Raw genomic sequence first — 18,511 nt, 5'->3', positions numbered from 1 at the left:
GAGCACTCTGACGCGATGATTCACTGGGACACGCTTCCGCCCGGGGTGCCCGGGAGCGCGGAATGGTCGCATTCCGGCATCGCGCTGGACCGCGAGGGAAATCTGTACTGGGCCCACCCCGGCGGCGGGGCGATTCTGGTCCGGCGGGCGCTCGACGGCAGCATCGCGCAGGTCGAGGTGCCGCTACTGGAGATCCACGGGATCACCTATGACCCGAGCGGGGGCGGCGCGCTCTGGCTCGCGGACCCCGGCTTCAAGGCCCGGCCGCCGGATTACGATTACGAGGCCCGGGAGGGGAGTGCGGGCCGCTTCGACCTTGCGACGCGCGAATTCACCGCGTTGCGCGCGCCGGCGCATCCGGCGTACACGGGCGATTCCTGGCGGCCCACGTCCATCGCGGTCACCGGCCCCGCCGTTTTCGTCGCGGACGGTTACGGCGCGAGCCTCGTCCACATTTACGGCGAGCGCGGTCATGAAAGGACCATCGACGGCGCGGAATCGGGAAAGCCGTTCGCCTGCCCGCACGGCCTGGTGATCGCCGAATCGGATCGCGGCCCGGAACTGGTCGTGGCCGACCGGGGCAACCGCCGGCTGATGACCTTCGGCCTGGACGGCGAATATCGCGGGAGTTTCACCGACGTCCGGTTGCGGGCTCCGAGCTGCCTCGCCGTACGAGGGCGCGAACTCATCGTCACCGACCTCGACGGGGCGCTGACGGCGGTGGATCTGGAGAAGGACGCGCTGCGGCACATCGTCCCGTTCCCCGCCGCCGAAAAGCGCGAGGGCTGGCCGAATGATCGGCGCGATGGCACGCTGAGCCGGCCGCACCTGGCGGAGGGAACGCTCAACAGCCCGCACGGGGTGGTGGTCGGGCCGGACGGCTCCATCTATCTCACCGAGTACGTCATCGGGGGCCGCGAGGTACGCCTGACGCCACGGTAGGGGAAATCGTTCCGGCGGCTACGCTGAGTGGTGAGCACGGGACCGGCTGCGCGAGAGGAGGGCCACGGCCGATGCGCGTCCTTTACGAACATCTCGAACCGGAGTTCCCGGTGAACTGGCGCTACACGCGGTTCCGGGCGCCTCGGCTGGAGGCGTACTGGCATTTCCATCCTGAGTACGAGCTGACGTACATCCTGCACGGGACCGGCACCCGGCTCGCCGGTAATTCCGTGGAGGAGTACCGGCCGGGAGACCTCGCGCTGTTCGGCCCCGATCTGCCGCACACGTATGTGACGATGCCGGAGAGCGAGCCGATCGAGGCGATCGTCATTCACTTCGCCCGGGATTTTCTCGGCGCGGAGTTCTTCGACTCGCCCGTGTTCGGGAACGTGCGGCGGATGCTCGACGACGCCCGGCGCGGCATCCGCTTTCCCGGCGCGCTCCCCCCGCTCGAAGACCTGGGGCGGCTCACGCCCCCGGAACGAACGGTCGAGTTGCTTCGCGCCCTCGTCATGCTGAGCCGGACGCCCTACATCCTGCTCGCGACGGGACGCAGCCCGTCGGTCCTCCATCAAAGTACGGCGGTGCGGATCCAGGCCATGATGAAGGCGATCCATTCCGGTTACACCGCCCGGCTGTCGCTGGAGGACATCGCGGCGGCGGCGCACATGAACGCCAGCGCCGCCAGCCGGCTGTTCGCCCGAAGTACCGGTTTCACCGTCTCGCACTATGTGAACCTCGTGCGCGTCAACCGGGCATGCCAGTTGCTGCGGGACACCGACCGCTCGGTGTCCACGATCGCCGCGGATTCCGGTTTCGGCAACCTCTCCAATTTCAACCGGCGTTTCCGCGAACTCAAGAAGATGTCCCCCCGCGAATACCGGGCGAACTTCCGGGTCGAACTGGAAACCGTCCCGGTCACCGACCTCGACGCCCTCCGCCGCCATCGCACCCACGGCACCGCGGCCGTCCGGCCGTAGACGACGCGGACAAGCCCGACGTCCAGGGCCGTCCGTGCGAGCGTGACCGTCGGCGAAGGCGCATCGGTCCATCATGAGAAGCGATGGTCTCCGGTCAAGTCGATCGCCTGCGACGGTGACCATCGAATTGTCGGTGGGCTCCGGCACCATGACTCGCATGGCCATCCAGCGCCCCGACGTCTCCTGGCTCTGCGGCGAGTACGCCTGGGAGTACTACTGCTTCATGTACATCCGCGCCACGCCGCAGGAGGTGGTCGCCCGCCTCGGCGGCCACTGGGAGGACTTCAAGCCCGGCCCCTTCCCCGGCGACCCGGACCGTTACCCGGGCCCTGGAGAGCGGCTCGGCGTCACCTCCCTCGGCGACTGGACGTTCGTCTTCGACCCCGACTGGCTCGGCACCGACGAAAACGTGGTCAGGAGACTCTCCAAGGGCACCCGCCTGGTCTCCCAGGCCGCCCTCGGCGTCAAGGGCGTCGACTACTTCTACTGGTGCGACGACGGCGAGATCAAATTCTGCTTCGCAGCCGACGAGGGATACATGATGGAGCCCCCGGCCGAACTCGCGGCCACGATGGCGCAGATCGACCGCCTCTACCCACCGCTCGCCCTGCCCCACGACGGGCCGGCCTTCCTGCTCGTCGAGCACCTGACCGGGATCATGCCGACAGAGCAACTGCTGAAGGGCTCTACATTGATGTGGGGGGTCGTCCCAGTGCCGACCAAGTCCTAGCGTCGGCCAGCGGGAGGAGGGATGCGGTGAACCCGGAGAGAACGCCTGAAGGTGATAAGTCGCATATAGGCGACATGATCGGAGAGCTTCTTTCGTTCTGGACGTTCGGTCCGGACGCCTATGCATCCGAGCACAATCAGCGATATCACCCGCTCAAGCTCGTGATCTGGACAGTGGTGGCGGTCGGTGTGTCGGCGGTTGTGTCCGCCGCACGGCTGGCGTTGTTCGGGGAGCCCAGGGTGGGGTGGGCCGTGGCGTTGTTCCCGTTGGTGCTGCCGCTCACCGGGGCCGTGGCGCACAAGCCGCCCCGTTTCGTTCCCGGCCTGGTGGCGGGGCTGGGGGCGGGGCTCATCACGGCGTTACTGCTCGGGATCGACCTTGGTACGTCGCTCAGTTCGTTCTGGTCCGGGTTCGCGGCGATGTGTGCTGGATTTCTGGCGTGCTCGGTGGTGTTCTCCGCTATCACCTGGCCGCGGCCCATGCCCGCGGACGACGGCGGGCCGCGATGAGACCTTCATCGTGGAGTACGGCCCCGCCCGCGACGTGGGTGTTGATGGCCGGGGCCATCGCCGGAGGGGTTCTTCTCGGTCCTGTCGACCTGCTGGCGCAGATGACGCTGCCCTATCCATGGGCCAATCTCGCGAACTCGCCGGCCGTGTGGGCGGTCGCCGCCTTCGCCGCGGGCGCGTGGGGCGTCCGGGGTCTGGTGCGCGTGTCCTTGGCCGGGGCGCTCCTGCTCGTTCTCGCCGTGGAGGGTTACTACGCCACGGCCGTCATCTTCCTCGGCGATGACAGTGCCACGCTCTACAACCCGGTGGCCTTCATCTGGATGGGCTTCGGTGTCGTGGCGGGTGTCGTCTTCGGCATCGCCGGGGCCTGGTACCGAAGCGGCCTCAGGTGGCAGGCGAACATCGGGCTCGCCGCGCTGGGCGGGGTCTTCATCGCCGAGGCGCTGAGGAACGTACTGTCGGGGGCGTTCGGATGGTCCACGGCGGCGATCCTGGCGGTGGTCGCGTTGCTGGTGCCCCTCGCGCTCGGCCGTACGCGATGCCATCGGCTGGAAAGCCTTGCGCTGGTCGTACCGATCGCGCTGCTCGGAGTCGTCGGCTATCTCATCGCCATGTGACCCCGTTCATCCGTTCTCTGCCGAGCCCCCGGCGGAACGTCCTTCGGGGCCGCCCGAGACGGTGAGTGGTTCGACTATTTCTACGAGCAATTCACCCTCGTCTGGCACAACGCGAAATGCGATCCTCAAGACCGGTGAACCATTGGACGACGGCACGAATCACGTCGAACCACGTCGAACCACGTCGAACGACTCGACATCTAGGTACGGGTCTGCGTGAAGGCCACGACGAGTTCCAGGCCGCCTCCCGGGTTGGGGCTTGCGTCCACGGTGGCGCCGTGGGCCTTGGCGATGGAGGCGACTATCGACAGTCCGAGGCCGGCGCCTTGTTCGCGGGTGGTCTGGAGACGCCGGAAGGGCTCGAAGAGATCGCCGAAGCGTTCCCGGGGGACCTGGGGGCCGGTGTTGCGGACCGTCAGGGCTCCGTGGGAGAGCGTCACCTCGACGGTTCCGCCGGGATGGTTGTAGCGAATCGCGTTGTCGATGAGGTTGGTGACGAGCCGGTTGAGCAGGACGGGGTCGCCATCGACGACGAACGGCTCCGCCCGTGCCGTCATGGTGATCCCGCCCGCGGCCTTCTCCGCCAGCACGAGCCGTACCACCTCGTCCAAGGCCACCGGGCTCCGCTTGTCCAGGCCGTGTTCCGCCTGGGCCAGGACCAGCAAGGCGTCGATGAGGTTCTCCGCGCGGCGGTTGTGGAGCAGGAGCGTACGGCGGATCTCGCCGATGTCGTCCGGCAGCCCGATCTCGATCGCCGCCCGCTGGACGGCCAGCGGGGTGCGCAGTTCGTGGGATGCGTTCGCGATGAACCGGCGCTGCCCCGCGACGGACCGTTCGAGCCGGTCGAGCATCGCGTCGAAGGTGTCGGCCAGTTCCTTCAGCTCGTCCTGCGGCCCGGACAGCGCGATCCGTTCGTGCAGGGTGGACAGGGACAGCCGCTGCGCGGTGGCGGTGATCCGGTGGACGGGCCGGAGCATACGCCCGGCGACCAGCCGGCCCACGACCAGCGAGACCAGCGTCAGGGCCGCGACCGTCAACCACGTCACCTCCCACTGGTAGCCGATCACGTCGTTCACCAGCTCGGGCAGCGGCGGGCGGGACGGCCGCTCGCCGGGCAGCCCTGGCGCGGGCGGTGCCAGCGCGCCAGGGGGCAGCCGCGCGATCCGCGTGTCCAGCGTCCGGCGCAGCAGCAGGTTGACCGTGACCAGCAGTACGACCGAACTCAGCAGGAACAGCCCGGAGTAGATCAGCGTGAGCCGTACCCGGATCGTCGTCACAGCAGGTAGCCCGCGCCGGGAATGGTGTGGATGCACGGCGGGTCGCCCAGTTTGGCGCGCAGGCGGCTGACCACGACCCGCACCACCGTGGTGAAGGGGTCGGCGTGCTCGTCCCACGCCTCTTCGAGCAGCCGTTCGGCGCTCACCACCGCGCCGTCCGCCCGCATCAGCACCTCAAGGACCGCGAACTCCTTGAGCGACAGGTGCAGGTGCCGCCCGTCCCGCGCGGCCTGTAGCCGGTGGGTGTCGAGCACGATGCCGTGCCGGGCCAGCACCGGCGGTACCTGCGGCCGGCTGCGCCGTCCCAGGGCCCGTACCCGGGCGACCAGCTCGGCGTAGTCGAACGGCTTGGGCAGGTAGTCGTCGGCGCCCATGCCGAGGCCCGCCACCCGCTCCGGAACCGACGCCGCCGCCGTCATCATCAGGATCCGGGTACGGCCGGCGCGCGCGACCAGCTCACGGCAGACGAGGTCGCCGTGCATCTCGGGCAGGTCGCGATCCAGTACGAGGACGTCGTAGTCGTGTACCGCCAGCCGTTCGACCGCGGCGAGTCCGTCGTACACCACGTCAACGGCCATGGCGTGGCGACGCAACCCCACCGCCACGAGATCGGCGAGGTCACGTTCGTCTTCGGCCACCAGAACCCGCATGCTGACGTGCATACACCAATCGCGGTTACAGCCGCGTTAACCAGCGCGTTCACGGCCGGGAAACCCGCCCCCGGCCATGCTTACGGCCATGATCAAAGCCATCTGCGCCGCCGTTGTGGTGACGGCCTGCGCCATGTCCGCGCCCGCGGCCACGCCCGCGCCGGCTTCTGGTTGCCTCCCCGCGACGGCTCCGCCGCCGAATCCGGCGCCGCCGACGTCGGTGAACACGCTCCGGCAGGCGTACTTCTGCGTACTGGACAACTACTACAGCGGCCCGGCCATGGACTCCACGGGGCTACTGAAGAGCGCCCTCGCCGCCTACACCCAGCACCTGATGCGGAACGACGCCGACCGGGCCGACCTGCACCTGCCCGCCCTGACCGGGAACCGCGACTCCGACTGGAAGGCGTTCGCGAAGGCCCTCGGCACCGGTGACCCCGCCGCGCTGCGGGCCGCGATCACCGGTATGGTCGCCGGGCTCCACGACAACCACGCCCGCTGGATCAGGCCGGCTCCGCCGTCGGAGGACGGGCCGGTCGGGACGGGCATCGTGGGCGCGTCGGCCCAGCAGGGCGATCGGTTCGACCCGGCGGCCCGGCCGCCGATGTTCATCACCCAGGTGCTGCCCGGCAGCCCCGCCGCCAAGGCCGACGTACGGCCGGGCGACATCCTGGTCAAGGTCAACGGCGTGCCGACGTTCATCGGCGACAAAGTGAACCAGAGCATCCTCGACACCCTCACCACCGAAACGGTACGGCTCACCCTCAAGCGCCCCACGAGCGGACGAACCCGGACCGTCAGCATCAAGCAGGGTCCGCTCACCCGGCAGCCCCTGGCGGTGACGTCGAAGCCGCTTCCCGGCGGCGCGACCTACGTCCGGCTGCCCGGGTTCTTCGACGGCGCCGCCGACAAGGTCATCGCCGCGTTGCGGAGCAAGCCGAAGGCGGTGGTCCTGGACCTGCGCGGCAACGGCGGCGGGTCGCCCCGCGAGGTGACCCGGCTGCTCGGCGCGTTCGCGCACGGCAAGATCACCAGCTACTTCTGCCCCCTGAAGGGCGACTGCACGCCCAACCGGACCGACGACAGCGTCCCGCTGCTCGGCTCGCGCCTGATCGTCCTCACCGACCGCGCGTGCGCCTCGGCCTGCGAGGACTTCAGCGCGGCGGTCAGGGACAACGACCTCGGCACCCTCATCGGCACCCGCACCGCCGGCGCCATCTCCGGCCCCAGCAGCGGCTACCTCCTCGACGACGGCAGTGTCCTGCTCCTGCCCAAGGTCCGGCACCTCGGCCCCGCCCGCGAGATCATCGACACGATAGGCGTACCGGTCGACCACCACGCCCCGATGACGGCCCTCGACCTCGCCACCGGCCGCGACCCCGGCGTGGCCAAGGCCCTGTCGCTACTCTGACGCCTTTCGGCCGGACACCCCGAGCTTGGGGCTCCTCCCCGGTACGGCCCAGCAGCGCATCTTCGCCGATCGCCGCCGGGCTACTCGCCCTGCGCAGGCGCGACCTCGCGTGACACCGTGGCCGGCCGGCGGCCGAAGGACGCGATGACCTTGGCGTACGTACGGGCGGCGGCCGTCAGGTCGGTCACGGACACCCACTCGTCCACGGCGTGGGCCTGCCGCATCGAGCCGGGGCCGTAGACCACGGTGGGGATGCCGAGCCGGTTGCGCAGGAAGCGGGCGTCGGTGCCGAGCGAGAGGCCCACCGGGCCGGCGTCGCGACCGGCCGCGTCGAGCAGGAGGTCGGCGAAGGGGTGCGGGAGCGGAAGTTCCGACGCCTCGCAGAAGAACGTCGGCCGCACGGTGAAGTCCACGTCGGGGCAGGTCTCGCGCGCCTTCCGCAGCACCGACCGGAGTACGTCGTCGGCCGTCTCGCCGGGCAGTGAGCGGCGGTCGATGACGAACTCGCAGTGCGGCGCGACGACGTTCGCCGCCAGGCCGCCCTGGATCATCGACACGTTGCAACTGGGGCGGCCCAGCAGCGGATGGTCCTCGTCGTGGAAGGTGGCCAGGTGCAGGGCGCGGACCAGCCGGGCGGCGTCGGCGATGGCCGACCGGGAGCGGCCGGGCTCGCCGCCGTGCCCGGCCTCGCCGGTGACCTCGATCCTGGCCTGGAACGAGCCGCGTTCGGCGACGGCGACGCGTAATTCGGTGGGCTCGGGGACGATGCAGGCGTCGGCGTGGATCAGCCCGGCGGCCAGCAGGGCCTCGGTACCGTGCGCGCCGCCGGTCTCCTCGTCGGCGACCAGATGGAACTCCACATCGGCGGCCAGCGGCAGCCCGGCGTCCTGGCAGGCCCGCAGCCCCTCGATGGCGGCGGCGATGCCGCCCTTCATGTCGGCCGCGCCGCGCCCGACGACCCGCCCGTCCCGGACGATGCCGCCGAAGGGCGGCACCGACCAGTCGGCCGCCGCCACCGGCACGACGTCGAGGTGGCCGTTGAACAGCAACGTCGGCGCGCCGGGACGGCCGCAGGCGTACCGGGCCAGCACCGACGGCCGCCCGGACGGGGCTCGGAAGATCCGGGTCTCACAGCCGGACGACTCCAGTGCCTCCACCACCGACGGCACGATGGCGGCCTCCCGGCCGGGCGGGTTCTGGGTGTCCACCCGGACCAGTTCGGCGGTCAGCGCCGTCACCCGTTCGGCCGAGACGTGCCCGGTCATCCGGGACCGTCCGGGACGTCGGCGGTGGTCAGGATGCCGACGTCGGCCAGCGCCCGGACGAAGGGGCCGAGCGAGGGACGGTCGGCGAGCAGTTCGGCCAGCTCCCGCCGCCCGCGTTCACGTTCGCGGTCGCGGTCGCGGCCGGAATCGCGGTCGCGACCGCGGTCGGGGGCGCTGGAGCGGAGGAGGATGACCGCGCGCCACAGGGCCGCCTCGCGGTTGTCGCCGAGGGCCCGTACGGCGTCGGTCAGCCGGTCCACGAACTCGGCCGGATCGGTGCCGGGGTCCAGGTCGCCGGGGGCGCCGATGACGACGCCCGGGGTGAACAGCGCCGCGCCGACGCTGCGGAAGCCGTTCTGGATCGGCAGCAGCCGGGCCAGCTCGCCGATCGGGTCCGGGGCGTCGTCAACCCGGATGTCGGTGCGGACCTCTCGCCACGGCCGGTCGGTACGCGCGCCGCCGACCACCCGCAGGTACGCCGACTGGGACCCGCGGGCGTCGCCGCCCGCCCGCTCACCGGCCGCGAGCGCGCCGGCCAGCCGCCGCTCGGCCGGGCCGGGCGAGGCGTCGTACGCGGCCACCATCGCGGCGCACACCTCGGAGCCGGCCAGCATGTTCCCGACGGCGACGACGCCCGGCCCGGTGGCCGTACCCGTCCGCGGTACGCACCGGCCGCCGGTGAACGTGGCGTGCCGCCCGGTGGCGTCCATGACGGCGAGCTGCCGGTACGCCGACCACGGATCGCCCTGGACCAGCTCATCGACGATGTCCCGGGGCGTCCGGCCCGCGCGCAGCGCGGCCAGGGCCGCGGGCGGCCAGTCGGTGTTCGCGAACGCCTGGCTCACCACGGCGCCGACCCCCGCCTCGGCGGTCCCGACGACGCTGCCGACGCCGAAGAAGTGCGACTGGGAGGCCAGCCCGATGGAACCGTCGCGCGGGTCGTGACTCAGGATGGAGAAGGTCATGCCGTCGTGCCCTGGGGTTCGCGGAGTAGCGGGAGCAGGTCCGTGGCCATGGACCGGAGCTGGGCCAGGCCGCCGTCGTCGTCCGGTACCAGGCAGAGCGCGATCGAGTCCGCTCCCGCGCCGGCCAGCTCGGTCAACCGGCGGGCGCAGTCGGCGGGGGTGCCGACGACGGCCAGTTCGTCCAGCCAGGCGTCGGGGATCTTGGCCACCGCGTCGGCGAAGTCCAGCTCGGCCAGGGCGGCGGCCTCGTCGGCGATGCCGTGCGCCTCGGTCATCGGGTTGCGCGGGCCGGTCAGCAGGTACAGGCCGAACAGCTCGCGCAGCCGGTCGCGGGCGGTGGCGGCGTCCGGGCCGACCGAGCACAGCGCGTAGGCGACGACCTGGTGGTCCGGTCCGGCGCCGCCCGCCTGGAGCTGGGCGACCGCCCACCGGATGTACTCGGTGCCGGCCAGTACCGACAGCACCGTGCCGTCGGCGGTGCCGCCGGCCATCCGCAGCGCCTTGGGGCCGCCGACCCCGGCGTACAGCGGCGGGACCGGAGCCGGCGGGTGTTCCAGCCGGATGCCGTCGGCCGCGTAGCTCCTGCCCTCGATGGTCAGGGACTCGCCCCGGAGCAGGGTGCGCAGGCCGGTGAGGGTTTCGCGGACCGCGGTGAGCGCCGCCGCCGGCCTGATCCGCATCGCGTCCAGCCAGTCCGGCACCCCGACCCCGACTCCGGCGGTCAGCCGGCCCGGGTAGATCCCGGCCAGCGTGGCGACCTCCATGGCCAGCAGCGCCGGGTGCCGGGAGGCGGTCGGTACGATCCCGATGCCGACCGGCAGCTCGGTGGCGGCCAGCAGGGCTCCGGCGGTCGCGATCGCGCCGGTGAAGAAGTAGTCCTCGCCGACCCAGAGTTCGTCGAAACCGGCCGACTCGGCCACCTGGGCGGCGGCCACGACCTGCGCGGGGGACTGCGAGCTGCCGAGCACGACGCCGAGCCGGGGTCGGCGGGCCGTGGCCGTCATGCCGTGCCTTCCACGGCCGGTGCGTCAGCGGCGGCGGGGAAGGGCTCCCAGGGCACCCAGCCCAGGCCCCGGCTCGCCGTGGAGTCGTCGAAACCGGGCCGCGCCTCGGCGAGGTCGGGCAGGGCGGTGATCTGGGTGTGCCACATCCGCCATTCCGGGCGGCCCCGGCCGTTGTCGCGGTGGTAGATCTCGGTGGCCCGGCCGTGGGTGGCGTCCACCGAGTCGACGGTCCACTCGCCGCCGTCCAGTTGTTCGGCCTCGATGCTGAACTCACAGGCCAGCCACGCGGTGTCGCCGCGCACCTCCAGCCGCATGATGCGGGTGACCAGGCCGCCGGTCTGCTCGATTCGCTCCTTGTACCAGCGCCAGAGCGCCACCTTCTCCTTCATGCCGAAGTAGGGGTGGCCGTTGAAGTTGAACATCAGGTACTCGTCGCCGGGCTCCGGGAAGACCTTCACCATGCGGTCGATGTCGAAGCCGACGTTGGCCTCCCACCACTCGCGGTGCAGGCGGGTGATCTCGGCGATGTCGGCGGCGGGGGCCGTCCGGTCGGTCGGCCGGGGGTCCTGGGTGGACATTTACTTCCCTTCTGAAAGGTGCTCTCGAATCAGGTGGGCGAGTTCGGCCGGGGCGGAGTACATCGGCAGGTGGCCGTGGCCGGGCAGGACCGCGAGCCGGCCCCCGGAGGCGGCGGCGAAGGCGGCCGATCCGGCGGGCGGGCACCCGGCGTCGAGTTCGCCGACGACGGCCAGCGTGCGGCAGGACAGCCGATGGGCGCTGGACAGCCCTTCGGCGGGCCCGGCCGCCCGCCAGATGGCGATGGCCTGCGCCGCGTCGTTGACGCTGACGTCGTCCATCACCTGCCGCCGGGCCGCCTCGTCCAGGCCGGGCTCGGCCGCGATCACCGCGCCCAGCGCCGAACTGCCGCCCCCGGCCCGGATCTGCTCGGCCAGCCCGCCGATCTCCGATTCGGCCAGCGGCTCGAAGGCTCCGCCGACGGTGGTGAGGCTGGCTACGAGGCCGGGGTGGGCGAGCGCCAGCTCCACGGCCACGGGCGCGCCGGCGGACGCGCCGACGACGTGTACCCTGCCGAGGCCGAGCGCGGCGGCGAGTTCGGCGCATTCGGCGGCCCAGCCGGCCACGCCGTACGCCGAGGCGCGGGCCGACCCGCCGTGCCCGGACAGGTCGATGGCGACGCTGTTCCAGCCGGCGGGGAGATGACCGATCACCGCGGTCCAGCAGGCGGCCTGGAGATTGGCCGGGTGGATGAAGAGCAGCGCGGGCGCGTCCGGCACGCCCCGGCGTACCAGGGCGGAACCGGCCCCGCCCCGGAACGCGATCCGGTCAGGAGCGGCCAGGCGAGTGCTCATATCGGCTCGCCACCGGACACCGGCCGGCCAGGGGAATCCGGGCAACCGGTCGGCCACCGGGCGGCGGCGGGCGGGTGAACGGCCCTACCGGGCCGCCACCTGTCAATGGCCGGGTGAGTGGTCATGCCGCGTCACCGCCGAGCGGCTGGTGACCGTCGAGGAGGGTGCGGCTGGCGGTGACGGCGGGGAGTTCGGTGGCCGGGTCGAAGTCGCGGGTGAGCGCCCGGTAGACGAGGGCCGGGACGGCCAGGCCGACCAGGAAGGCGATGTCCGCGCCGCCGAGCACGTCCACCATCGGGCCGACGTAGAAGTTGGTGGTGACGAACGGCAGCAGCGCGACCACGCCGGCCGCGTAGGACACCAGCCCGCGCGAACCCCAGCGGCCGTACAGGCCGTTCACGTCGAACAGTTCGGCGATGGCGTACCGGCCGCGACGGACGAGGTAGTAGTCGACCAGGTTGACCGCCGTCCACGGGGCCAGTACCAGCAGCATCAGGGTGATGAAGTCGTTGTAGCTGCCGAGGTACTCGACCGGCAGACCCTGGGAGACGACGTAGATGAGGATCGCGGTGACGAGGATTCCGGCCGCGCGTGCCGTCCGGTTGAGCGGGATCGGGCGGAAGGAGTGGACGATGCTGATGCCGGACAGCATCGAGCCGTACAGGCTGACGCTCATCAGCGCGATCGACGTCGGCGCCAGCAGTATCAGGACGGCGGCGGCGCCGAAACCGGGGAAGAGCCCGTCGCCGATGTCGCGGAGGTTGCTCATCGCGTCCGCCGCGGGTACCGACCCGGCGATGAACGTCCCGAGCGGCATCAGCCAGAGCGCGGACAGCGCCGCCCCGGCGTAGGTGTAGCCGATGACCTTGCGGGCCGGGGTCGTCCGGGGCAGGTAGCGGGAGTAGTCGGAGACGTAGACGGCGTAGCTGAGCTGGTATCCGATGGCGGCGGTGAACTGGGCGAGGAACGCCGCGCCGGTGAACCCGGCCGGGGCCGCCGTGGCGGCGGCGGGCTCCAGGCCGACCAGCGCGAGCACGGTCAGTACCGCGAAGATCGGCACCACCACGTAGGGCAGCCAGCGCAGCACCAGGTGGACCAGGTCGTAGCCCACGGTGGCCAGTACCGTGGCCAGCCCGACGATCGCCAGCCCCCACAGCCACCCCGGGCCGGGAAGTACGGTCTGGATGGCCTGGGTGCCGAGCAGTACGCCGAACGTGCTGAAGCCGACGTAGACGAAGACCACCGCGAGCATCGGGACGATCGCCCCGCGGACCCCGAACTGCGCCCGGGACTGGATCATCTGCGGCAGCCCCATGGCGGGGCCCTGGTTGGCGTGGAAGGCCATGAAACAGGTGCCGATCAGTACGCCGAGCACGCTCGCGAGCACCGACCAGCCGATGGACAGCCCCATCGAGGGGCCGATGAAACCGACCACCATCGTGGTCGGCACGAACTGGCCGGTGAACCAGAACAGCCCCTGATGCCAGACCTTGCCATGGCGCTCGGTGAGGGGGATGTAGTCGATGGACCGGGCCTCGACCTGCAACGGCTGCCTGCCGGTCAGGCCAGGTCGGGTGTGGGTCTGCTGTGCGGACGGTTTCATCCGCCGGCTCCTTCCGCCGGTGTCGCTGTGTGCTGTCGCACACCGGCTCGTGAAGCACGAAGCTACAATGCACTTATAAGTTTGTCGAGAGTAGGAAGAGAGTGGGCCCGGCTTCCGTAGGATCGGCACCATGACCGGGCGCAGCATCGGAGACGTGGCCGCCGAGGTGGGCGTCAGCCCCCAGACGCTGCGGGTGTGGGAGAAACAGCGGTTACTGGTGCCCGACAGGACCGCCGGCGGCCAGCGCCGCTACCGGCCCGAACACGTCGAACTCGCGCGCAGGATCGCCGACCTGCGGCAGAGCCACGGCTGGAATCCGGCGGCCATCCGCACCACCCTGGAGGCCGCCGCCGACTCCGGCGACGGTCCCGCCGAGCCGCCGCCGAGCGGCCACCGGCTGCGCCGGGCCCGGCTGGCCCGCGGCCTGTCCCTGGAGGAGCTGGCCGAGCGGACCGGCTTCTCCGCGTCGCACCTGTCGTCCATCGAGCGTGGCGTCGATCGGGCCTCCACCCGGCTGATCGCCGAGGTCGCCGACGCCCTCGGGATACCGATGAGCGGGCTGGCCGCGTTCCGGGCCGCCGACGCCACCGTGGTGCGCGGCCACGAACGGGCCACCATCGTGCTGGAGGGCAACGTCCAGTGGGAGGAGCTGGTCCTGCCCGGACGCGATCTCGAACCGGCGCTGCTGACCATCCCCCCGCACGCGACCAGCGGCGGCGCGTACGCCCGCCCCGGGGAGACCTTCGCGTTCGTCATGTCGGGAAGGATCGCCTTCCGGATCGGCGGCGGTAAGAACGACCACGACACCGGGGGGAGGCTGGTCGAGGTCGATGCGGGTGACGCCATCTCACTGCCGTCGCGCACGCTCTACTCGTGGCACAACCCGGCCGCCGAGCCCGCGCGGGCGCTGTGGATCGAGCTGCTCTCGCCGCAGTCCTGGGCCAACCCGATGACCAGGCGGATCGTGCAGGCCGCGTCCGGCCTGACCCCACCGGGAGACGACGCCTGACCGCCGGCGGCACGACCCCGGCACCGAACCCGCCCGGGCGCTGTGGATCGAACCGCTCTCACCGCGATCCTGGGCCAAGGCGCATCGTCCAGGCGGCGTCCGGCCTGACTCCATCGGAAGACGACGCCTGACCGCCGGCGACACCAGGCGGATCGCGCAGACCGCCTCCGGAGGACGACGGCTGACCGCCGCGCGCAATCACCCGTTTCGGGCGATGCGCGCATCCGCTCCGGCCGTGCAGGCTCCCGCCAAGGGTGTCCCTGCGACGGAGGAGACGCGGATGACCTGGATCGATGACATCACGCTGGACGAGCTGGAGGCGGACCCGTACCCGATCTGGGCCCGGCTGCGGCGGGAGGCGCCGGTGGCGTTCGTCCCGGCCGTCGGCGGCTGGTTCGTCACCCGGCGCGATGACGTCATCGCCACCCGCCGGATGCGGCAGATCGGGGTGGCGACCGCCCTGCCGCGCATGGAGCGCACCCTGGGCATGCCGAATGTGCTGATGGTGGACGGCCCGGCGCACACCGATCTGCGCGCGGCCATCGATCCGCTGCTGCTGCCCAAAGCGGTCCCGACGTACGCCGAGGACCTGATCCGGCCGATCGCCGCGACCGCCGTCCGCGCGCTGCCGAAGGCCGGCGAGGTCGAGCTGATGGAGACGTTCGAGCTGGTGAGCTGCCTCGCGGTGGGCCGGCTGGTCGGCCTGGACGTGGACGGCCCCACCCTGCGCCGCTGGTTCCAGAGCCTGGCCGGCGGCATCGCCAACCTCGCCATGCACCCCGGCCCGTTCGACGAGTCCGACCAGGCGGTACGGGAGATGCGGGCGGCGGTCGATCCGCTGCTGGACCGGCTGGAACACGAGCCGGACGGCGGGATGCTCGCGCACATGCTGCACGCCGGCCGGCCGCCGGGCGACCCGCGCCCCCGGGCGCACATCTACTCCTCCATCCTGGTGGTGATCGCCGGGGGCGCGCAGGAGCCCGGCCACCTGGCCGGGACCACCGTCCACGGCCTGCTCGGGCGGCCCGGGCAGATGCGGCGGGTGCTGGCCGACCCGGGGCTGATCCCGCGCGCGATGGACGAGGCGCTGCGCTGGGAGGCGATGCTGCCCATCGTCGATCGGCAGGCCGACAGCGACCTCGTGCTCGGCGGCCGGGAGATCGCCGAGGGCGACCTGATCGAGGTCTGCGTCGGCTCGGCGAACCGGGACGAGGAGCACGTCGAGCACCCCGACGTGTTCGACCTCGACCGCGACGCCCCGGCGCACCTCTCGTTCGGCATCGGCGCGCACGTGTGCGCCGGACGCAACTTCGGCCGCGAGGTCGCCCGGATCACCCTGGACGAGCTGACCGCCCGATATGCCCGGCTGGACCCGGTAGCGGAAAAGCCGGTGCGGGTGCGCGGCTTCACCATGCGGGCGCCGAAGGAGCTGTACGTGAGCGTCACCGCACGCTGAGGACCTGCGGAAACCGCCGCTGGAGGCTACCATCGCGGGCATGTCGCCGGACGCCCGGCTCCTGATGCTGAGCAAGATCGGTCCGCCGCTGAACCCCAGCCCGGTGGTCGCCCGGCCGCGCCTGTTCCACGAACTGGACGACGCCGTCGGCGGCTCGGTGTGCACGGTCGTCGCGCCCGCGGGCTGGGGGAAGACCGTGCTGCTCGGTTCGTGGGTGGAGCGGCGGGCGGCGGACCGGCCGATCGGGTGGCTGTCGGTGGGGCCGGAGGAGAACGACGCCGCGCCGTTCTGGAACTACCTGCTCGCCGCGCTGCGGGCGGCGGTGGACGAGGACACCTGCCCGCCGCTGTTCTCCCTCTCCGCCCCGAGGGGGCGCGGAGCCGACGGGCGGGTCTTCGTCGCGCTGCTGGTCAACGCGTTGAGCACGCTGCCCGTTCCGGTGGTGCTGGTACTGGACGACGTTCACGAACTACACGCACCGGACGTCCTCGACCAGCTCGGGTTCCTGTTGCGGCATGCTCCGGCGCAGCTCCGGGTGGTACTGGCCGGGCGTTTCGGGCCGCAGGCGGCGCTGGCCGAGGTCCGGGGCACCGGGCGGTTCCGGGAGATCGGCGCGGCGGCGCTGGCGTTCACCGCCGAGGAGGCGGGCGAACTGCTCGCCGGGGCCGGGCTCGACCTGGACGCGGACCGGATCTCCACACTGAACGAGCGGGCCGAGGGCTGGGCGGCCGGGCTCCGGATGGCCGCGCTGTCCGCGCGGGCGGCTCCGGACCCTGACGAGCAGGTCGCCGGGTTCGGCCCCGACGCGCCGTTCGTCGCCGACTACCTGCTGTCGGAGGTGCTGCTCCGGCAGCCGCCCGTGGTACAGGACTTCCTGCGGCGGATCTCGGTGTGCCGGACGGTCGACGCCGCGCTCGCCGCCCACCTGACCGGCGCGGACGACGCCGGGCGGCTGCTCGCCGACCTGCACCGGCGCAACCTGTTCATCACCGCGGTGACCCCGGACCGGGCGTGGTTCCGGTTGCATCCGATCTTCGCCGGGTTCCTCCGGGGGCGGCTGGAACGGTCCGATCCGGGCGAGGCGCGGCGGTTGCACCAGGCCGCCGGCGACTGGCTAGGCCGGCACGGGCACCACCGGGACGCGTTCTGGCACGCCGCCGACGCCGGGGACTGGGCGCGGGCGGCCCACTGGTTCGACCGGCTCTGGCTGCCGCTCTATCTAGGCGGTGACCATTCGGCGCTGGCCGGCATGGTGGCCCGCTTCCCTGACGACGACGGGCCGGGCGGCACCGACCGGCGGGCGGTGCGCGCGCTGCTCCACCTGGCCACCGGCGACCTGGCCAACGCCGTACGCGGCCTGCCCGCCGAGACGTCAGGGCCCTCGGTGCCGCTGGAGCTGGTCCGGCTGCACCGGGCCCGGCTCGCCGGGGACGTACGGGCCGCCCGGGACGCCGCCGCGGCGCTGCTCGCCGCGCCGGACCCGCCGGTCGAGTTGCAGGCCCTGGTCTTTCTGCACCTGGGCGCGGCGGAACTGTGGGCGGAGAACCGCCCCGCCGCCCGGCGGCGGCTCGAAGAGGCGCTGGCGCTGGCCCGCGGCAGCGGGCGGCAGTACATCATGCTGGGCTGCCTGAGTCAGCTCGCCGCCGTGGCCGGCGGGCAGAACCGCCCGGCCGAGGCGGCGAACATCGCCAGGACCGGCCTCGACCTCGCCGAGCGCCGCGGCTGGACGCACACCGCGGAGGCGGCGATGGCCTGGCACGTCCTCGGCTGGAGCCACTACCTGTGGGGCGATCTCGACGCCGCGGACCAGTACCTGGACCGCGCCGAGGACGCCGCCCGCCGCGGCGGCGCCGCCGAGCAGGCCACCATCAGGTGCGATCAGGCGCTGGTCCAGGCCGCCCGGGGCGACGTCGGCGGGGCGCTGGCCGCGCTCCAGGAGGCGCGGGACATCCCGGCCGGGGCCCGCAGCCCGGCCACCTTCGCCACCCTCATCGGCTCGGAGCTGATCCGGCTGCGCTGCGCCAGCGGGCAGCCGGACGCGGCGGCCCGGCTGCTGGCCGAGGTGGCGGCCCCGGACCCGTGGCCGCTGCCGTTGCTGCTGGCCAAGGCCGAGCTACGGCTCGCCCAGGGCGACCCGCTCGGTGCGCTGGACACGCTACGGCCCGCGCTGAGCGGCGCGGCGGACGGCTTCCTGGAGGAGCGCATCCAGGCGTTCCTGCTGGCCGCGCTGGCCAGCGCCCGGCTGGGCCGGTCGGCGACGGCGGGCACCCTGCTCGCGCAGGCGGTACGGCTGGGCCGCCGGGAGCGTTTCGTGCAGCCGTTCATCCGGGTGCCGGTCGCGGCACTGCTGGCGGCCCACCGCGAGCCTGACACGGACCTGGACGAATATCTGGAAACGGTGCGCGCGGCCACCCGGACCGGTGCCGAGCCGGTCGCCGCCCGGTCCGGCCCGAGGCCGGAGCTGTCGGCCCGGGAGGTCGAGGTGCTGCGGCTGCTGCCCGGTGTGCTGACCGTCCCGGAGATCGCCGCCGAGCTGTACATCTCGGTGAACACCGTCAAGGCGCACCTGAAGAGCATCTACCGCAAACTCGGCGCGCCCAACCGGCGGACGGCGGTGCGGGCGGCCCAGTCGATGGGGCTGCTCTGAACCCGGCCGAACCACCCATTTCAGGCGATGACCCGGTGATTCACCGCTCCGCACACTGGGCTGGTCCCCCCAGCCG

17 protein-coding genes are annotated in these 18,511 nt (G+C 72.2%); 9 read left to right on the top strand and 8 right to left on the bottom strand.

The genetic code is table 11. The features are described from left to right. Positions 1–15: 15 nt before the first annotated feature. From ACH34R_RS10835 to ACH34R_RS10815, 5 genes are all read left to right on the top strand, one after another. Positions 16–942 carry a hypothetical protein gene (locus ACH34R_RS10835; RefSeq protein WP_397561216.1) on the top strand — a complete coding sequence of 309 codons (927 nt, stop codon included), beginning with the start codon at positions 16–18 and terminating at the stop codon, positions 940–942. Positions 943–1,013: 71 nt separating this feature from the next. Next, on the top strand, positions 1,014–1,922 hold the full coding sequence (locus ACH34R_RS10830) for an AraC family transcriptional regulator (RefSeq protein ID WP_397561215.1): 909 nt from the start codon (positions 1,014–1,016) through the stop codon (positions 1,920–1,922). A gap of 157 nt (positions 1,923–2,079) precedes the next feature. Continuing rightward, complete coding sequence (locus ACH34R_RS10825; RefSeq protein ID WP_397561214.1) at positions 2,080–2,652, top strand: DUF6461 domain-containing protein; 573 nt, start codon at positions 2,080–2,082, stop codon at positions 2,650–2,652. Between the two features lie 74 nt (positions 2,653–2,726). Further along, complete coding sequence (locus tag ACH34R_RS10820; RefSeq protein ID WP_397561213.1) at positions 2,727–3,161, top strand: hypothetical protein; 435 nt, start codon at positions 2,727–2,729, stop codon at positions 3,159–3,161. Continuing rightward, positions 3,158–3,778 carry a DUF6518 family protein gene (locus ACH34R_RS10815; protein ID WP_397561212.1) on the top strand — a complete coding sequence of 207 codons (621 nt, stop codon included), beginning with the start codon at positions 3,158–3,160 and terminating at the stop codon, positions 3,776–3,778. Before ACH34R_RS10820 ends, ACH34R_RS10815 begins: the two co-directional genes overlap by 4 nt. A gap of 200 nt (positions 3,779–3,978) precedes the next feature. Here ACH34R_RS10815 and ACH34R_RS10810 read toward each other — a convergent pair whose 3' ends face one another. Both ACH34R_RS10810 and ACH34R_RS10805 read right to left on the bottom strand, forming a co-directional pair. Next, positions 3,979–5,055, bottom strand: a complete 1,077-nt coding sequence (locus ACH34R_RS10810; protein WP_397561211.1) for an ATP-binding protein — start codon at positions 5,053–5,055, stop codon at positions 3,979–3,981. Beyond that, a complete protein-coding gene (locus tag ACH34R_RS10805; protein ID WP_397561210.1) occupies positions 5,052–5,705 on the bottom strand; it encodes a response regulator transcription factor in 654 nt (217 codons plus the stop codon). Before ACH34R_RS10805 ends, ACH34R_RS10810 begins: the two co-directional genes overlap by 4 nt. A gap of 88 nt (positions 5,706–5,793) precedes the next feature. Here ACH34R_RS10805 and ACH34R_RS10800 point away from each other — a divergent pair, with 88 nt between their 5' ends. Continuing rightward, positions 5,794–7,116, top strand: a complete 1,323-nt coding sequence (locus ACH34R_RS10800) for a S41 family peptidase (protein ID WP_397561209.1) — start codon at positions 5,794–5,796, stop codon at positions 7,114–7,116. Positions 7,117–7,196: 80 nt separating this feature from the next. Here the strand turns inward: ACH34R_RS10800 and ACH34R_RS10795 are convergent, their stop codons facing one another. The 6 genes from ACH34R_RS10795 to ACH34R_RS10770 all read right to left on the bottom strand — a co-directional run bounded on the left by ACH34R_RS10795 (position 7,197) and on the right by ACH34R_RS10770 (position 13,323). Further along, a complete protein-coding gene (locus tag ACH34R_RS10795) occupies positions 7,197–8,381 on the bottom strand; it encodes a M20 family metallopeptidase (RefSeq protein WP_397561208.1) in 1,185 nt (394 codons plus the stop codon). Beyond that, positions 8,378–9,346 carry a DUF1028 domain-containing protein gene (locus ACH34R_RS10790; RefSeq protein WP_397561207.1) on the bottom strand — a complete coding sequence of 323 codons (969 nt, stop codon included), beginning with the start codon at positions 9,344–9,346 and terminating at the stop codon, positions 8,378–8,380. The genes ACH34R_RS10795 and ACH34R_RS10790 overlap by 4 nt, the downstream gene beginning before the upstream one ends. Then, a complete protein-coding gene (locus ACH34R_RS10785) occupies positions 9,343–10,350 on the bottom strand; it encodes an LLM class flavin-dependent oxidoreductase (protein ID WP_397561206.1) in 1,008 nt (335 codons plus the stop codon). Before ACH34R_RS10785 ends, ACH34R_RS10790 begins: the two co-directional genes overlap by 4 nt. Beyond that, positions 10,347–10,928, bottom strand: a complete 582-nt coding sequence (locus ACH34R_RS10780; RefSeq protein WP_397561205.1) for a YybH family protein — start codon at positions 10,926–10,928, stop codon at positions 10,347–10,349. Before ACH34R_RS10780 ends, ACH34R_RS10785 begins: the two co-directional genes overlap by 4 nt. Further along, positions 10,929–11,720 (bottom strand): alpha/beta fold hydrolase, encoded by a 792-nt coding sequence (locus ACH34R_RS10775; RefSeq protein WP_397561204.1) that lies wholly within the window; start codon positions 11,718–11,720, stop codon positions 10,929–10,931. Positions 11,721–11,841: 121 nt separating this feature from the next. Further along, positions 11,842–13,323, bottom strand: a complete 1,482-nt coding sequence (locus tag ACH34R_RS10770; protein WP_397561203.1) for a purine-cytosine permease family protein — start codon at positions 13,321–13,323, stop codon at positions 11,842–11,844. 130 nt (positions 13,324–13,453) lie between these two features. Between ACH34R_RS10770 and ACH34R_RS10765 the strand changes: the two genes are divergently transcribed. The 3 genes from ACH34R_RS10765 (at position 13,454) to ACH34R_RS10755 (ending at position 18,435) form a co-directional block, all read left to right on the top strand. Then, on the top strand, positions 13,454–14,332 hold the full coding sequence (locus ACH34R_RS10765; RefSeq protein WP_397561202.1) for a MerR family transcriptional regulator: 879 nt from the start codon (positions 13,454–13,456) through the stop codon (positions 14,330–14,332). A gap of 280 nt (positions 14,333–14,612) precedes the next feature. Next, positions 14,613–15,788, top strand: a complete 1,176-nt coding sequence (locus ACH34R_RS10760; RefSeq protein WP_397561201.1) for a cytochrome P450 — start codon at positions 14,613–14,615, stop codon at positions 15,786–15,788. A gap of 40 nt (positions 15,789–15,828) precedes the next feature. Beyond that, positions 15,829–18,435 carry a LuxR C-terminal-related transcriptional regulator gene (locus ACH34R_RS10755; RefSeq protein ID WP_397561200.1) on the top strand — a complete coding sequence of 869 codons (2,607 nt, stop codon included), beginning with the start codon at positions 15,829–15,831 and terminating at the stop codon, positions 18,433–18,435. Positions 18,436–18,511: the final 76 nt, after the last annotated feature.

This window comes from Spongiactinospora sp. 9N601, assembly GCF_044326295.1.
GTDB classification, from domain to species: Bacteria; Actinomycetota; Actinomycetes; order Streptosporangiales; family Streptosporangiaceae; genus Spongiactinospora; species Spongiactinospora gelatinilytica.
Note: the sequence above shows the minus strand (reverse complement) of the source record. Positions and strands in the feature narration are given on the sequence as shown.

Bases quoted from the DNA above. Each gene is read 5' to 3' on its own strand.
- ACH34R_RS10835 (WP_397561216.1), top strand. From the start codon at position 16: ATGATTCACTGGGACACGCTTCCGCCCGGGGTGCCCGGGAGCGCGGAA.
- ACH34R_RS10830 (WP_397561215.1), top strand. From the start codon at position 1,014: ATGCGCGTCCTTTACGAACATCTCGAACCGGAGTTCCCGGTGAACTGG.
- ACH34R_RS10825 (WP_397561214.1), top strand. From the start codon at position 2,080: ATGGCCATCCAGCGCCCCGACGTCTCCTGGCTCTGCGGCGAGTACGCC.
- ACH34R_RS10820 (WP_397561213.1), top strand. From the start codon at position 2,727: ATGATCGGAGAGCTTCTTTCGTTCTGGACGTTCGGTCCGGACGCCTAT.
- ACH34R_RS10815 (WP_397561212.1), top strand. From the start codon at position 3,158: ATGAGACCTTCATCGTGGAGTACGGCCCCGCCCGCGACGTGGGTGTTG.
- ACH34R_RS10805 (WP_397561210.1), bottom strand. From the start codon at position 5,705: ATGCGGGTTCTGGTGGCCGAAGACGAACGTGACCTCGCCGATCTCGTG.
- ACH34R_RS10800 (WP_397561209.1), top strand. From the start codon at position 5,794: ATGATCAAAGCCATCTGCGCCGCCGTTGTGGTGACGGCCTGCGCCATG.
- ACH34R_RS10795 (WP_397561208.1), bottom strand. From the start codon at position 8,381: ATGACCGGGCACGTCTCGGCCGAACGGGTGACGGCGCTGACCGCCGAA.
- ACH34R_RS10790 (WP_397561207.1), bottom strand. From the start codon at position 9,346: ATGACCTTCTCCATCCTGAGTCACGACCCGCGCGACGGTTCCATCGGG.
- ACH34R_RS10785 (WP_397561206.1), bottom strand. From the start codon at position 10,350: ATGACGGCCACGGCCCGCCGACCCCGGCTCGGCGTCGTGCTCGGCAGC.
- ACH34R_RS10780 (WP_397561205.1), bottom strand. From the start codon at position 10,928: ATGTCCACCCAGGACCCCCGGCCGACCGACCGGACGGCCCCCGCCGCC.
- ACH34R_RS10775 (WP_397561204.1), bottom strand. From the start codon at position 11,720: ATGAGCACTCGCCTGGCCGCTCCTGACCGGATCGCGTTCCGGGGCGGG.
- ACH34R_RS10770 (WP_397561203.1), bottom strand. From the start codon at position 13,323: ATGAAACCGTCCGCACAGCAGACCCACACCCGACCTGGCCTGACCGGC.
- ACH34R_RS10765 (WP_397561202.1), top strand. From the start codon at position 13,454: ATGACCGGGCGCAGCATCGGAGACGTGGCCGCCGAGGTGGGCGTCAGC.
- ACH34R_RS10760 (WP_397561201.1), top strand. From the start codon at position 14,613: ATGACCTGGATCGATGACATCACGCTGGACGAGCTGGAGGCGGACCCG.
- ACH34R_RS10755 (WP_397561200.1), top strand. From the start codon at position 15,829: ATGTCGCCGGACGCCCGGCTCCTGATGCTGAGCAAGATCGGTCCGCCG.